General features: G+C 54.4%; 10 protein-coding genes. 6 read left to right on the top strand and 4 right to left on the bottom strand.

Annotation, left to right across the window (positions count from 1 at the left end):
* Positions 1-31: 31 nt before the first annotated feature.
* From FJM65_RS03665 to FJM65_RS03655, 3 genes are all read right to left on the bottom strand, one after another.
* A complete protein-coding gene (locus FJM65_RS03665; protein ID WP_140619577.1) occupies positions 32-2,314 on the bottom strand; it encodes a LysM peptidoglycan-binding domain-containing protein in 2,283 nt (760 codons plus the stop codon).
* 300 nt (positions 2,315-2,614) lie between these two features.
* Positions 2,615-3,259 (bottom strand): O-methyltransferase, encoded by a 645-nt coding sequence (locus FJM65_RS03660; protein WP_140619575.1) that lies wholly within the window; start codon positions 3,257-3,259, stop codon positions 2,615-2,617.
* 132 nt (positions 3,260-3,391) lie between these two features.
* Positions 3,392-4,624, bottom strand: a complete 1,233-nt coding sequence (locus FJM65_RS03655) for a M16 family metallopeptidase (RefSeq protein ID WP_140619573.1) — start codon at positions 4,622-4,624, stop codon at positions 3,392-3,394.
* A 212-nt stretch (positions 4,625-4,836) separates the two neighbouring features.
* On the opposite strand from FJM65_RS03655, the gene tpiA reads away from it, so the two are divergent.
* The 6 genes from tpiA to FJM65_RS03625 all read left to right on the top strand — a co-directional run bounded on the left by tpiA (position 4,837) and on the right by FJM65_RS03625 (position 13,983).
* Positions 4,837-5,598 carry a triose-phosphate isomerase gene (gene tpiA, locus FJM65_RS03650; RefSeq protein ID WP_140619571.1) on the top strand — a complete coding sequence of 254 codons (762 nt, stop codon included), beginning with the start codon at positions 4,837-4,839 and terminating at the stop codon, positions 5,596-5,598.
* A gap of 87 nt (positions 5,599-5,685) precedes the next feature.
* Positions 5,686-5,985 (top strand): hypothetical protein, encoded by a 300-nt coding sequence (locus tag FJM65_RS03645; RefSeq protein WP_239022810.1) that lies wholly within the window; start codon positions 5,686-5,688, stop codon positions 5,983-5,985.
* A gap of 65 nt (positions 5,986-6,050) precedes the next feature.
* On the top strand, positions 6,051-6,881 hold the full coding sequence (prmA, locus tag FJM65_RS03640; protein WP_140619568.1) for a 50S ribosomal protein L11 methyltransferase: 831 nt from the start codon (positions 6,051-6,053) through the stop codon (positions 6,879-6,881).
* A 42-nt stretch (positions 6,882-6,923) separates the two neighbouring features.
* Entirely contained in the window at positions 6,924-11,702 is a 4,779-nt protein-coding gene (locus tag FJM65_RS03635; RefSeq protein WP_140619566.1) for a hypothetical protein, read from the top strand.
* A gap of 170 nt (positions 11,703-11,872) precedes the next feature.
* On the top strand, positions 11,873-12,520 hold the full coding sequence (plsY, locus tag FJM65_RS03630) for a glycerol-3-phosphate 1-O-acyltransferase PlsY (RefSeq protein ID WP_140619564.1): 648 nt from the start codon (positions 11,873-11,875) through the stop codon (positions 12,518-12,520).
* A 98-nt stretch (positions 12,521-12,618) separates the two neighbouring features.
* Positions 12,619-13,983, top strand: a complete 1,365-nt coding sequence (locus FJM65_RS03625; protein ID WP_181163629.1) for a dipeptidase — start codon at positions 12,619-12,621, stop codon at positions 13,981-13,983.
* Between the two features lie 136 nt (positions 13,984-14,119).
* On the opposite strand, the gene FJM65_RS03620 is transcribed toward FJM65_RS03625, so the two are convergent.
* Positions 14,120-14,791: a porin family protein gene (locus FJM65_RS03620; protein WP_140619561.1), complete on the bottom strand. Its 672-nt coding sequence runs from the start codon at positions 14,789-14,791 to the stop codon at positions 14,120-14,122.
* Positions 14,792-15,057 lie beyond the last annotated feature (266 nt).

The following is a 15,057-nucleotide window of genomic DNA, read 5'->3' as shown; positions in this document are numbered from 1 at the left end:
CATACTTGCTTCCAACAACCAACAACCAAAATCACTTCTTCCGGATCTCCAGCTTTTCGCCCACGCTTACCGAGAAATCTGGCTTGTTGTTCCATTCCATAATGTCTTTGATGGTAACATTATACTTGCGCGAGATCTGGTACATGCTCTCGCCGGTAGCCACGGTGTGGTAGATGGTGCCGCCGGAGTTGTTGGTGCTTGCCTTCGTAGCCGGCCGAGGAGCGGTGGCAGGGGCCTTTACCCGCAACTCCTGACCTAGGCTCAGGCTGCTGCCTTGCAGGCTGTTCCACTGGCGCAACTGGTCCACCGATACATTATATGTTTTAGAGATCTGGTACAGCGTTTCGCCGGCGGCCACGGTATGGAACTCACTGCCGGTGCCTGGCGCTGTGGCAGGTGCTTCAGTTTCTTCAGGCTGCTGCAGCGGCTCGGCGATCAAGAGTTCCTGTCCTAGTTTCAGTGGCTCCTCTCCCAGCTTGTTCCAGTTCACCAGGTCATCTATAGTCACGGCATACATTCTGGAGATGCCATACAGCGTTTCGCCTTGCTTCACGACGTGCGTGGTAGGCTTTGCTGCGGGCAGCGTTGGCAGAACAGGCTCTTTGGCAGCGGTTGGCTCCTCGGCAGGTGCAGATGTCGCTACTGTTGCCGGGGCCTCTTCCGTCTCCGTTTCTTCTGTCACAAAAGGGTCTGTTTCTACGGCAGGGGCTTGCTCTAGCTCCGGCTCCTCTTCTGTCTGTTCCGCTATCTCTTCTGAAGGTGCTTCTACTGCTGCTGGCTCCGTTTTAGGTGTGCCAGGGTATAGGGTTGTGTTCTTTTCTGTGGTGCTTTCATTATCCGGAGCAGCTTCTGGCGCTGTCTCTTCCTCATAAACCACTTCTTCTGCAGGAGGTGCGGTGGCAACGGTTTCTTCCTCGGCCTCCTCGGCAGGGGCTTGCGTAGTGCCTTTTAGCTTGTTGATGAGGCGGGTGAAGAAGTTCTCTTTTTTAGGGGCCGGCGAGGCTTCTGCGGCCACGGGCTCATACTTGTTGCCGGCAGCTGCTATACTTGCTTTGTCCGGATCGCGCACTTCCACAGGCGTGTGGCTTGGGCGGCGTTTCTGCAGCCACAGCACACGGCCCGGCACGGGCACCTCGTTGCGCTTCATGCGGTTCTTGAACAGCAGCCAGCCCAGGCGCAGGCCATAGTGCTGCGAGATCATCTGCATGGTCTCACCGGGCTGCACCACGTGGAACTCAGCGTCGGCTGTAGTGCGCTTAGGCTCTATGTAGTAGGCAGTGCCCGGCTCAATCTTGTCGAAGCTGCGCATGTCGTTATACTTCAGGAACCTGCGGGTGGAGATGCCTGCCTGCAGCGCCAGTTTGTCTTTGGTATCGCCTTCGCGGGCCACCAGGGCGTTCAGGTTGTTACGCTTCACCAGGGCGGCAGCGACTTTGCTATTGTTGTTTTGGCGCGGCAGGGTCGGCTTGCTGTTTTTAACAGAGGCCATCAGGTTCTCATCGCTGCCGTTGCGCACCGGAATCAGCACATAATAATCTTTGTCGGAGGGAATGGAGTTTCCCAGCAGCCACTTGTTATACTTCTCCAGCTCGCTGTAATCGGTTTTGGTGGCCAGGGCAATTTCCGAGAGGCTTTGGCCCGGGGTAGCCCGCAGCTCGCGCAGCGACACCGCCGGCGGCGTAGTTTTGCCTACAAAGGCATCGTAGGCTACTTTATGCGCCAGAAACGTCAGCACGTACTCATTCGTCTTCTCCGTGATGTCCATTTTAGAGGTTCCGTTGTCGGAGGGCTTGGTATACGCCTTGGCGCCGGTATAGCCCAGGTAGTACGACAGCAGGGAGTTGAGCCAGTTATTATAATAGGTGTTGCTGCGCTTAAAGTACTTGGCCGCGCCACGGCTGGCCTCCACAATGTGGCGGCGCTCGTCCACCACGCGGTCCATGCGCAGGTTAAAGTCCAGGGCGGCCTCCCGCTTAAACTGCCAGTAGCCCACGGCGTTCGAGGTAGACACCGCATCGCCGATCAGTCCGCTTTCCTGCAGGGCCAGGTACTTAAAATCGTCTGGCACGCCTTCTTCCTTAAAAACGCGCTCAATCACCGGAAAGTAGGCATCGGCCAAATCCACCTTCATCTGAAAGTATAACTGGCTGCGCTGCAGGGCATCTACCTTTTTCTGTATCTCGGCCTGGGCCCTGTCAGAAACCTTCAGGTGGATATCGGCAAAATAAATGTTATTGGGCACTTTTACGGCCTGAGCCAGGGCAAGCATCGGCAGCAGCAGAAGGAGAAGAAGACTGGTAAAGGGTTTTCTCATGGCGAGAGACGCTTAAGTTTGATTAACTGTGAAAAGGAGGTTCTACTTTCTGTTGAGTTAACTATAGTTAAATGACTATATGTTAATGCGTTCAGAATCGAATATAGCTAATGCAAAATTAACGCAAAAAGCTTCGTATTCTAAAACGATACGCGAAGTTCCTGCATTATTTTTTAGGGAAAGAAAAGTGCAGAATTTTACCCAAAAGAGCAGGGGTGAAGGCTAAGCTGCAGAAGTATAGCGGGTTAGGGCAAGGCAAGAAAAAAGGAGAAGCTCCGGGCGGCGCCTCTCCTGATACTTTTATTTTTTTCGGGCGATCATCAGGCCGTCGCGCACCGGCAGCAGGAGGTTCTCTACGCGCTCATCCTGGTGCACGTGCAGGTTAAAGTCCATTACGGCCTTGGTGTCCTCATCCAGCTTTTTGCGGTACTTCTCCAGCACCTTGCCGCTCCAGAGCACGTTGTCGGCGATGATGTAGCCGCCGGGGCGCACTTTATCCACCACCATCTCATAGTAGCGGGTATAGTTGATCTTGTCGGCATCGATGAACACCAAGTCAAAGGCAACATCAAGGGTGGGCACGATTTCCAGCGCATTGCCGATGTACAGCTTCATCTGCTCACCGTAGCCGGATTCCTCGAAGTAGCCCCGCACGCGCTCCTCCAACTCCTCGTTTATATCCACGGTGTGCAGGGTGCCGCCCGGCTGCAGGCCCTCGGCCATGCACAGCGCCGAGTAGCCGGTGTAGGTGCCGATCTCCAGGATCTGCTTTGGCTGTATCATTTTAGAGTACATGCTCAGCAGCCGCCCCTGCAGGTGCCCCGACAGCATGCGCGGCTTCATCACGCTCAGGTGCGTCTGGCGGTTTATCTTGTGCAGTAGCTCACTCTCCGGCGACGTATGGTCCTCGGAGTAGCGCAGCAGTTCTTCGTCTATAAATTCCATAGTCTTAGATTGTTGATTGATGGTTGTTAATTGCTAATTGTTTCTTCAGCTAGAGCGGCTGCATAATAAAGGATAAGCTCCAAACTATAAACAATCAACAACAAACAATTTAACAATGCAGCAATTTAACCATTAACTCGGCACATAATTCAGGATGCTCAGGTTCTCCTCGCGCAGCACGTCGTTGGCGATATCCATCAGGTCGTGGGCCTCTATACTTTTGATCTTGTCGAAAATCTCGTTCAGCGACTCTGCCTTGCCCTGGTCCAGGACGCTTTTGCCCAGCATCATCATCAGGCCCATGTTGCTCTCCTCGGCCATGGCCAGCTGCCCCATTAGCTGTTCTTTGGCGGTGTGCAGTTGCAGCGAGCCGAGTTGTTTTTCGCGCAGCTTCTTCAGTTCCTTCATCACCAGCGAGGTGGTGCGCTTGAGCTGTTTCTTCTCCGTGCCGAAGTAGATGCTCAGCAGGCCGGTATCAATATAAGTGGCGTAGTTGGAGTCGATGGTATACACCAGCCCGTGCTTCTCGCGCACGGCCAGGTTCAGGCGGGAGTTCATGCCAGGGCCGCCCAGCAGGTTGTTCAGCATAAAAAACGGGATGCGGCGGTCGTCGGCCAGGGCATAGGCCGGGCAGCCGATGACGCAGTGCGCCTGCGAGATCGGTTTCTCGATGGTGACAGCCTTGGGCGTATAGCCGGTGAAAGGCACACGCTCGCGGTGCTTTTTTATACTTGGAATGTCGCTGAGGTACTTCTCGGCCAGCTTCACCACCTTCTCGAACGGCAGGTTGCTCACGGAGCAGAACACCAGTGCATCGGTGCTCAGGTTGCGGTCCAGAAAATCCAGGAAATCCTGCTTCTGGAAACCGGACACGCTTTCTTTGGTGCCTAGGATGTTGTTGCCCAGCGGGTGCCCGTCAAACACCACGGCGTCAAACTCATCCACAATGGCTTCCTCCGGCGTGTCCAGGTACATGGCCATCTCCTCCAGAATCACGCCGCGCTCTTTCTCGATCTCCTTCTCCGGGAAAACAGAACGGAACGTGATATCCGTGAGCAGCTCAAACGACTTCTCAAAGTGCTTATCCAGCACGGAGCTGTAGAAGCATATCTTCTCTTTAGTGGTATAGGCGTTCAGCTCGCCGCCCACTGTCTCCAGGCGATTCAGGATATGGAAGGATTTGCGCTTTTGGGTGCCTTTAAAGGCCATGTGCTCCCAGAAGTGGGCCAGGCCCTGCTCCTGCGGCAGCTCGTCGCGGCTGCCAATGTCCATCACAAAGCCGCTGTGCGCTATCTTGGTGTGCAGCACCTGCTTGTGTACAACCCGTATTCCGTTAGGTAAAGTATGAATATGATAATCAGGCATTCAAATCTAAAATTAGCCTGCAAAGGTACGCAAAAAGCAGCGGATTTTTGGAGGAATAGCAGTATAGTTCGCAATAGCCGGCTGCCTGATCCCTCCTCGGGTTATCGGAAGCATAGTATAAAATAAGGCGGGTATACCATATTTTACTATCTTGCCGTAAAGCAGCTGTGGCTGTTAAACCAAGCATATTGATCATCAACAAAGTATAAAACATGAGAAAGAAAATTGTCGCAGGCAACTGGAAAATGAATAAAACCGCCGAGGAGGCGCTGTCGCTGGTATCGGAGATTGATAATATGGTGAAGGACGAGGTGAGTGGCGAGGTGGCCGTGGTGGTGGCGCCGCCGTTCCCGTTCCTGCAAAGCGTGGGCAAACTGGTGCAGGGCAATGATAAAATGCACCTGGCCGCGCAGAACGTGAGCGAGCACGAGAGCGGTGCCTACACCGGCGAGGTGTCGGCTGCCATGCTGAAGTCTGTTGGCGTGGAGTACGTGATCATCGGGCACAGCGAGCGCCGCCTTTACCACCACGAAGATGCCCAGACGCTGTACCAGAAAATGAAAGCCACCATTGCCCACGGCATGAAGCCTATCTTCTGCTGCGGCGAGCCACTGGAGGAGCGCGATGCCGACCGCCACTTTGAGTATGTGGGCAAGCAGCTGCACGACAGCCTCTCTTACCTGAGCAACGAGGAGTTCGACCAGGTGGTGATCGCCTATGAGCCGATCTGGGCAATTGGCACGGGCCGCACCGCCAGCAGCCAGCAGGCGCAGGAAATGCACGAGTACATCCGCGAACAGCTGTCCCGTATGTTCGATGCCGAGGCAGCCTACAACTGCAGCATCCTGTACGGCGGCAGCTGCAACCCGAAAAACGCGCAGGAGCTGTTCTCGCAGGCCGACGTGGACGGAGGTTTGATCGGAGGAGCCTCCCTGAAATCAAGAGATTTTACGGATGTGATCAAATCCATCTAAAATACAATAAGAAATTGTTAAAGAGGTCGCTGGTCTGCTGGATTGGCGACCTTTTTTTGTATCTTGCCTATATTTTAACAAATTAATATGATGCAGGCGCTGTTTATACTTTGGATGTTGCTGTTGCCGTACGAGCACGCTGCTCCTGCTGCAGAAGTAGCGCGCAACCACTGCCAGGTATACGGGTCTGTTTACCTGGAGCGTAACCCCGTGTACAAGACAACTGCCTCGCGGGTAGTATACCTGGGCGAGGAGGAGGCCTTTGCCGATATGGTAGTGTACCGCGAGAGCAACAAGCTGTTTGCCGACGCGCCTGCCGTTTGGTACCTGACGCCGAACAAAGCCTTTGCCGACCATGTGCTGTATGTGACGGACCAGCGCTACTAAGCCGATTTTACCGTGCATTTTACCGATGCGCGCGCTTTTGCCACTTGCCGAGAATAATTTTTACCATGGATTTTATAGAAGTAACCTTAAAAGTAGACGCAGACTTTGCGGACATACTGACAGCCGAGCTGGGAGAGCTGGGTTTTGACGCCTTTGTAGAGACGGAAGACGGCTTTAGCGCCTACATCGAAGAAGACAAGTATAGCCAGCAGGAGCTGGAGGAGCTGTTTGCCCGCTACGCCGACTTTGTGCAGGTGGAGTATACGGTGCAGAAAATCGAGCGCCAGAACTGGAACGAGGAGTGGGAGCGCAACTTCGAGCCGCTGTTTATCGGCGGCGAGGTGTCTGTGCGTGCCTCTTTCCATGAAAAGCCTGAAAATGCCAAGTATAACGTCGTCATCAACCCGAAGATGTCGTTTGGCACGGGCCACCACGAAACCACTACGCTCATGATCGAGAACCAGCTGACGCTGGACCACCAGGGCAAGCGCGTGCTGGACATGGGCTGCGGCACCGGCATTCTGGCCATCATGGCCGGCGAGTTGGGGGCATCGGAGATCGTGGCGGTGGAGATTGAGGACTGGACCGTAGAGAACGCCCGCGAGAACGCTGAGCTGAACGGATACGCCAGTATAGACGTTCGACTCGGTGGCGCTGAGACAATTACGGGAGAAAAACCTTTCGATGTTATACTAGCCAACATCAACCGAAACGTTCTTTTAGAAGACATGCCCGCTTACAGGGCTGTGCTGAAACCGCAGGGCTGGCTGCTGCTAAGCGGCTTCTATACCGAGGACCTGCCCATGATACAGCAGCGCTGCGAGGAACTGGGCCTGACGTACGTGTCGCACCGGGTGAAGAACAACTGGGTTTCGGCCGTTTTCAGGGCGCAGTAAAGCATAAAAGTATATTATCCAATCATCCAACTGCCACCTTTTATGAAACAACTTTTACCCCTTCTCTTTTTTTTATCGGTTCTAACGGTGCAGGCGCAGCAGACCAAGCTTTCTGGTGAGCCTGAGAAGTTTTTGGAAGACGCGAAGGCCATGCTGCTGAATGGCAAGGCGGAGAATGCCGAAGCGCTCTCTGCCGACCTGGAAGAAGTATGGAACAGCGGAAAACTTACTGCCCGGCAGCAGAAGGAAGTCGTGGACATTGCCCAAAACATGTACCGCAAGCGCATGCGCACCAGCCCGCACTTCGTGGATTTCTTTACCACCCTCACGGCAGGCGTTAAAAAGCAGAGCCTGGCAGGCGCTAAGCTGGACAACCTGTTGGAGGTGACGGCCAAAACGGTGAAGCAGGAGGATACCAAAAGCCTGGAGCAGTTTCTGCGGACTACGAGTTTGTTTATGCAGCAGAACCAGCTGTTCCGGAACGCTTACTATAGCCTGCGTGCCAACGGAGGCAGCTACAGCTTTGCCTATGAAGGCGCCAGCAAAGCAGCAGAGGAGCCAGCGGAAGATGCCTGGGGCGGAGGAGCCTGGGGCGAGCAGGAAAGCAGCACCGAGACGACAGACGAGGCTTGGGTAGACGACGGCTGGGGAACCATTGCTCCGCAACCTAAAAAAGAAGATAAGCAGAAGAACGAGCAGAAGCGCAAGGAGAGCCTGAAGCGGCAGTTTATACCTGCCATGCCCAAGGTCTCCGGTCCGGTGCTGAAGCTGGAAAACGTGGCCTTAGTGTTCGTGACCCCCTGGGACTCGGCAGCCATCCAAAGCACCTCCGGGCAGCTGATGCTGACGCAGAACCTGTTAGTGGGCGAAGGCGGCAACTTTAACTGGGAAGTGAAGGGGGAGCCGGCAAAGGCTGAGCTTAACAAGTATAGCTTCAGCACGAGCTTTGCCGGGTTCAAGGCGCCGGACGTGAAAGTGTCGTATCCGGCCGTGCTGGCTGCGCCCGTAGACGGTGCCTTGGAGTGGATGAGCAGCAAGCGCAAAAACGGCAATTACCCTTACCCTAAATTTACCTCTTTTACCAGCGATGCCCGCCTCAACAACCTGGGCGCCGACATGGCCTACACTGGTGGCTTCTCGCTGACAGGTAACGTTATTGGCAGCCGCCCGCTGGATGGCAGCCTGTCGCAGCTGGTGGTGTCGCACCAGGGCAAGCGCCGGTTCCGTACCATGGCCCGCAACTATACTTTTGAGGACTCGCTGGTGCTGGCAAACCGCGCTACGGTAGCCATATACCAGGGGCAGGACTCGCTGACGCACCCGGCCATGCAGCTGCGCTACGCCCGCACGAACCAAAACCTGACTCTGACCAAGGATAAAGGGCCGTATGCCCGCACCCCGTTCTACGACTCTTACCATAACCTGGAAATTACCGCAGAGCGGATACACTGGAACCTGAACCAGCCGGAGATTGAGTTCTCCATCCTCAATACCAAGACCCTGATTCCGGTGCAGCTGGAGTCCACGGACTATTATTCTAACGTGCGCTACCAGCAGTTGGTGGGCATTGCGCCGTTCCACCCGCTGCAGGTGCTGATTGGGTATGCCGCCAAGGCGAAGTCCAGCTCGTTTTATGCCGCAGACGTGGCCCGTGCCACCCGCCTTAACGAGAAAGCCATCCGGGAGGCCGCCGAGGCTATGTCGTACCAAAGCTACCTGGACTATGACCCTGCCTCCGGGTACATCCAACTCAAGAACAAAGCCTGGCACTACGTGGGCGCCTCCCGCGACCAAAACGATTACGACCACATCGTCATTAAATCAGTGGTGCCGTCTGGCCGCAACGCCACGCTAAACCTGGACGATAACAAGCTGACGGTGCGCGGTGTAAACCGCATCACGTTTAACAACGATACTTCCAGCGTATACATCCTGCCGCGCCGCGAGGAGGTGCACATCCTGAAAAACCGCGACATTGAGTTTGACGGGCAAGTATACGCCAGCCGCCTAGCCCTGCGCGGCACAGAGTTCAGGTTTAACTACGATGAGTTTGCCATCGACCTGGCCAAGCTGGATACCATTGCGCTGGTGTCGGGGGGGCGCAGGGGCCGGCAGAACAAAGGCTCGGAGCAGTTGCTTACGAGCAACAAAGGTGGCAACTTGTCGGGCAAGCTTTACATCAACAAGCCCAACAATAAATCAGGGGAGAAGTACCTGGCCGAGTACCCTAAATTCGATGCCGTGGCCGGTGCGCAGATGGCCTTTGCCCGTCCGGATGTGGCGGGTGGGGCTTACGACAGCACCGTATACTTCGATATGCCGCCGTTTAAGCTCGACAGCCTGAGCTCAGGCAAGCAGGTGGTGTCTTTTGACGGCACCTTTAACTCAGGCGGTATTTTCCCACCTATAAAGGCAAAGCTGCAGATGATGCCTGATGAGACCCTGGGCTTCTACTACCAGCCGCCTGCCAATGGCTTGCCTGCTTACGGAGGCAAAGGTATGGTTCACGATACTATTATGATGAGTTCTGCGGGCATCCAAAGCAAAGGAAAGATAACCTACCTGTCGGCTACGCTGCAGGCGCCGGAGTATACGTTCTACAAAAACGGTGCTGTGGCCAAAGGAGGAACCGAAGTAACCATCGCAGAATCCACCGTGGGCGGAACCGCCTACCCGGTAGCCTCGCTCAAGAATTTTAACATGAACTGGCAGCCGCAGGCCGACACCATGTACTTGCAAACCACCGAGGAGCCGATGAAAGTATACAAAGAAGGCTATACGTTGAAAGGTGTGGCCAAGCTCTCGCCGGGAGGTTTATATGGCAGTGGTGTGCTGGATAACGAGGTGGCCAATGTAACTTCCCCGAAGTTCCGGTTTGGGCAGCGCAGCTTTAGCGGAAACAACGCCCAGATGCTTGTGAAGTCGGATGTGGAGGGAACCCCGGCGGTAAAAGCGCAGGACGTGGCCTTTACTTACGACATGACCACCGGCCTGGTAGACTTTGAGGCGGAGCAGACAGGCGCGGCAAGTATGGAGTTCCCGAAAACGCAGTACAAAACATCCATGAGCAGCGCCCGCTGGGACATGAACCAGAAAAAGGTAAGCCTGCAAGCCGACAAAAACGGCGGCAAGAACTGGTTCTACTCCATGAGCCCGGAGCAGGAAGGCCTGAAGTTTATGGCAGAGGGAGGCGAGTTTAGCCTGCAGGACAACACCCTGCACGCAACCGGGGTGCCGCACATTGCCGTGGCCGATACGTACATAGTGCCAGACAGCGGGAATGTGGCTATTATGGCGGGAGCCAGCATGCGCACCCTGCGCAATGCCACCATCCTGGCCGACTCTGTGCAGCAGTACCACAAGCTCTACAACGGCAACATCGAGGTCGAATCCCGGCTGGCGTTTAAAGGCGATGCCGTGCATGACTACTACAATGCCGCCGGCGACTCTTTCCAGCTGCGCTTTGCAGACTTTGTGTATGGCAATCCGCAGGAAAAAAAGAAGCCGGTCTATACTTTTGCCACAGCCAACATGGAGGAAGCAACGCCATTTTACATCTTCCCGCGCATACTTTACCGCGGCAAGGTGATGATGCAGGCACCGCTGGCTACCATGGACTTTGACGGGGAGGTGAAGCTTAACTTTACCGGCAACCCGGCCGACTCAGACTGGTTCCCTTACAAGAAAGACACGCTTGACCCGAACAATGTGCGCATCCCGATCCTGAAGCCCAAAGCCGCGGACGGTTCGCCGCTGCACACGGGCTTGCACGTGTCTACCGGATCCGGTAAGCTGTACAACACTTTCGTGTCGCGGAAGCAGGCGGAGGAAGACCTGGACTTGTTTACGGTGGATGGCCTGTTGTCTTACGACAAAGAGAGCGGCGAATTTAAGATGGGCCGCGAAGAGCGTGCCTACGGTGATGCCTACGAAGGAAACGTGCTGCGCTACAACGAGGCCTCCAACACCATCCATTTTGAAGGAAAGCTGAACCTGGTAAAGCCCGTGAAGGGCTTTGCGGTGGAGGCATCGGGCAGCGGCGACGCCAATGTGGACAGCAGCAGGTACAAGCTCAACACGTTTCTGGTACTGGATATGGACATGCCAACGAAAGCGCTAGAGGCGATGGCCGGCAACCTGCGGGGTAACGCCGTGGGCGTGTCGGGGATAAACAACTCAGATGAGAGCATGCTTTACAAACTGGGTGAGTTTATCGGAGACCGCGAAGTGCGCAGGTACAAAGAAATGGTTGCCGTAGAGCATGTGCCGCTTCCGGAGCTGTCTAAAAAGCTGCAGCGAAGCCTGGTGCTGAACAACGTGGACCTGCGCTGGTCTAACGAGCAGAAAGCCTGGTACAGTGTGGGCGGCCTGAGTTTGGCCAGCAGTATGAAAGAAGACATCAACTCGGTAATGGACGGTTACCTGGAGCTGAAGCAGGACATGAACGGCGAACCGGTGGTAAACCTGTACCTGCAGGCCGACCCGTATACCTGGTACTACTACAGCTTCTTTCAGAATGGCCTCAGCCTTACCTCTTCGGATGATAAGTTTAACAAAGAAGTGCGCTCCAAGTCTAAAGGCGGGCGCGGCTCCGGCGGCAGCTTTGGCATCTACGAGGCAGCCCCGATCGAGAAGAACGAGTTCCTGAACTATTTCCAGAATACCTACCTGGGCGGCAAGCAAGGCTTTCAGGCCGCAACCGAGCAGGTGGTGAACGAGCCGACCGGCAACTTCGACTTCATTTCTGACGAAGACGGCGGCAAAAAGGAGCGTAAGCGTAAGAAGAAGAAAAACGAAGAAGAGGAATCCGATATATACTGAGATAACCAGGAACCCTAAACAGTGCGTATAGGTTAAAGGAGCGCCCAAACACTATGCTGTGAATTAAGAATTAGCTATATTTGGGCTCGTTTTCGCTTCTCAAAACGGGTGCCGGTCGGCATTTGGGATGAGCTTGCGGAAGGAACACTCCCGGTTAAAACCATACAAGTATGAATATTTTGCTTATAGCTGTATTTGCCGTAGTGGCTTATCTGATCGGCTCTATTTGCTCCGCCGTTTGGATAGGAAAGGCATACTATGGCATTGACATTCGGCAGCATGGCAGCGGCAACTCCGGTGCCACCAACACCTTTCGGGTGCTGGGCAAGAAGCCGGGTACAGTGGTAATGCTGCTCGATATCTTTAAAGGCTGGACGGCCACCTCGCTGGCAGGTTTCTTAGTGATCTTCAATGCTATTGAGCCCGAGCAGCTGATCGTTTTCCAACTGATTTACGGAGCTATTGGCGTACTGGGGCATATTTTCCCGGTATACGAGAACTTTAAGGGCGGCAAAGGCGTGGCTACGCTGCTGGGCATGATGCTTGCCATTGAGCCGGTGGTGGCCCTGATGTGCATTGCCATTTTTGTGGTGGTGCTGTTCACGTCCAAGTATGTTTCGCTGGGCTCTATGATCGCGGCGCTGGCCTTTCCGATGCTGTTGCTGTTGGTGCCGCGTTTCCACCCCGAAAACCCGATCCTCATCATTTTCGGGTTTATACTTTTCGCGGTGGTGGTGCTCACGCACCGCAAGAACATTAACCGCCTGATTGCCGGCGAGGAAAGCAAGGCCAACATAAAGCTGGGCCGCAAACGATAAGTACAGCAAAGTATAAAAAATATGAGAAGAGCCATCCTGCACAGCAAGGGTGGCTTTTTTTTGTAACTTTAAGTCGAACCAGTGCTATACTATAAACTATGATCAACCAATATATCAACGACAACAAAGACCGCTTTGTAAACGAGCTGCTCGACATGCTGCGCATCCCTTCTGTAAGCGCCGACCCTAAGTTTAAGGGTGATGTGATGCGCAACGCCGAGTTCCTGAAAGAGCGCCTGCTGGAGGCCGGTGCCGATAACGTGGAGCTGGTGGAGACGGCAGGCAACCCGGTGGTGTACGGCGAGAAGATGGTGGACCCGAGCCTGCCGACGGTGCTGGTGTACGGCCACTACGATGTGCAGCCCGCCGACCCGTATGAGCTGTGGAACTCGCCTCCTTTCGAGCCTGTGATTAAAGACGGCAACATATATGCCCGCGGCGCCTGCGACGACAAAGGCCAGATGTACATGCACGTAAAGGCTTTTGAGACAATGGTGAAAACCGGTACGTTGGCCTGCAACGTGAAGTTTATGATTGAGGGGGAGGAGGAAGTAGGGTCCGTGAACCTGGCTACCTTTGTGCGCGAGAACAAAGACCGCCTCACCGGCGACGTGATCCTGATCTCGGACACCGGCATGCTGGGCAACGACACGCCATCTATTACCACCGGCCTGCGTGGCCTGAGCTATGTGGAGGTAGAGGTAACGGGCCCGAACCGCGACCTGCACTCCGGCCTGTACGGCGGCGCTGTGGCCAACCCGATCAACATCCTGTGCCAGATGATCGCCTCCATGCACGACGAGAACAACCACATCACCATCCCGGGCTTCTACGACAATGTGGAGGAGCTGAGCCAGGAGGAGCGCGCTGAGATGGCCCGTGCCCCATTTGACCTGGAGAAGTATAAAAAATCCATTGGCTTAGGCGACGTGCACGGCGAGGCAGGCTACGTAACCATGGAGCGCAACTCCATCCGCCCGACGCTGGACGTGAACGGCATATGGGGCGGCTATACCGGCGAGGGTGCCAAAACAGTGATCCCTTCCAAGGCCTACGCCAAGATCTCGATGCGCCTGGTGCCCAACCAAAGCTCGGAGGAGATCACCGAGAAGTTTAAGAAGCACTTTGAGAGCATAGCGCCGAAGAGTGTGAAGGTAGAGGTGAAGCCGCACCATGGCGGTGAGCCGGTGGTAACGCCAACCGATTCGCCTGCTTACCAGGCCGCCTCGAAGGCCTACGAGGAAACCTTCGGCGTGAAGCCGATACCGGTGCGCAGCGGTGGCTCTATCCCGATCGTGGCCATGTTCAAGTCGGAGCTCGGACTGGACTCTGTGCTGATGGGCTTTGGCCTGGACTCAGACGCCATCCACTCGCCGAATGAGCATTATGGCCTGTTTAACTACATGAAAGGCATCGAAACGATACCGCAGTTCTACAAATACTTTGCAGAGCTGAAGAAGTAGGCATCAGCCAAAGTATAAAGTATAAACAGCCCGGCTACCAACATAGCCGGGCTGTTTTGTTTTAGCCGAAAGTATAAAAGTATAAAGCCCGCCCCACCAATAGGCAGAACGGGCTCCGTATTACAGGAAAAGAAAATTATTGTCCGGCTGAGAAGTTCAGGCCCAGCGAAAGCATGATGGTGGAGTGGCGCGCGTCTCTAAAGTTTTCATCATCGAAATAATCTGTAGAGGACTTATCCATAAAGTCAGTGATGCTGCCGTTGTAGCGCACGCCTATACTTAGCATGCCGCTTGTAATACCCACGCCGGCGGCATAGCCAAACTCAAAGTCCTTCATGTCGCTTTTGTCGATCTCGGTGGTGGCCGAGTTCTGGCGCTCGTTGTTCAGGTACTCTTTGATGTTGTTGTTCACGCTCAGGAGGTAAGAGGCCTGCGGACCGGCTTCGAAATAAATCGGGCCGGCCTTGATGCGTGCCAGCACAGGCAGCTCCAGGTAGTTATAGTTCATGTTGCCCTCTCGGCGGAACACATCGTTTGTAACCGGAACGGTAAACTCGGTGTCTTCATACTTAAAGCCCTTGTTGGAGTACAGCAGCTCCGGCTGAATGGAGAAGAAATTACCCACTACAGGTATGTTGTAAGTAAGTCCGGCGTGGAAGCCGACCTTGTTTTCGTACTTAGACTCCTCTTTCAGGTCGCCGGAAAGGTTGGAGAAATTACCGCCGGCTCTGATGCCTACTCCGGACTGAGCCTGGGCAGCGCTAAAACCTGCCAGTGCAATGGCAATTGATAAAATTAGCTTCTTCATGGTTGTTCAAATTAAATGGTACGCGCATCTAACGTGCAGCATACAGGGTTTTGGTTGTTGAGGTTTACGTAAAGCCATAAAACTGGCGCAAGTCTTTGGGTCATATAGTATAAACTTTTACCCTTGGCAGTGCGCCCACATGTATGTAATGCTACAGCTTACAACAAGTGGGCCAAAACATAGCTTAAGGCTATATAGATTGGTTGTATCTATTGTTTTTTAATGGAAATGTTTGATAATGAGATATAAAAAATCCGGCGGTTAAG

This window comes from Pontibacter mangrovi (assembly GCF_006385705.1).
GTDB lineage: Bacteria > Bacteroidota > Bacteroidia > Cytophagales > Hymenobacteraceae > Pontibacter > Pontibacter mangrovi.
This window is presented reverse-complemented; position numbering and strand designations above follow the sequence as displayed.

What these genes read in the sequence shown, in the direction of transcription:
- tpiA (WP_140619571.1), top strand. Translation starts at nt 4,837, where the DNA reads ATGAGAAAGAAAATTGTCGCAGGCAACTGGAAAATGAATAAAACCGCC.
- FJM65_RS03645 (WP_239022810.1), top strand. Translation starts at nt 5,686, where the DNA reads ATGATGCAGGCGCTGTTTATACTTTGGATGTTGCTGTTGCCGTACGAG.
- prmA (WP_140619568.1), top strand. Translation starts at nt 6,051, where the DNA reads ATGGATTTTATAGAAGTAACCTTAAAAGTAGACGCAGACTTTGCGGAC.
- FJM65_RS03665 (WP_140619577.1), bottom strand. Translation starts at nt 2,314, where the DNA reads ATGAGAAAACCCTTTACCAGTCTTCTTCTCCTTCTGCTGCTGCCGATG.
- FJM65_RS03655 (WP_140619573.1), bottom strand. Translation starts at nt 4,624, where the DNA reads ATGCCTGATTATCATATTCATACTTTACCTAACGGAATACGGGTTGTA.
- FJM65_RS03660 (WP_140619575.1), bottom strand. Translation starts at nt 3,259, where the DNA reads ATGGAATTTATAGACGAAGAACTGCTGCGCTACTCCGAGGACCATACG.
- FJM65_RS03625 (WP_181163629.1), top strand. Translation starts at nt 12,619, where the DNA reads ATGATCAACCAATATATCAACGACAACAAAGACCGCTTTGTAAACGAG.
- FJM65_RS03635 (WP_140619566.1), top strand. Translation starts at nt 6,924, where the DNA reads ATGAAACAACTTTTACCCCTTCTCTTTTTTTTATCGGTTCTAACGGTG.
- plsY (WP_140619564.1), top strand. Translation starts at nt 11,873, where the DNA reads ATGAATATTTTGCTTATAGCTGTATTTGCCGTAGTGGCTTATCTGATC.
- FJM65_RS03620 (WP_140619561.1), bottom strand. Translation starts at nt 14,791, where the DNA reads ATGAAGAAGCTAATTTTATCAATTGCCATTGCACTGGCAGGTTTTAGC.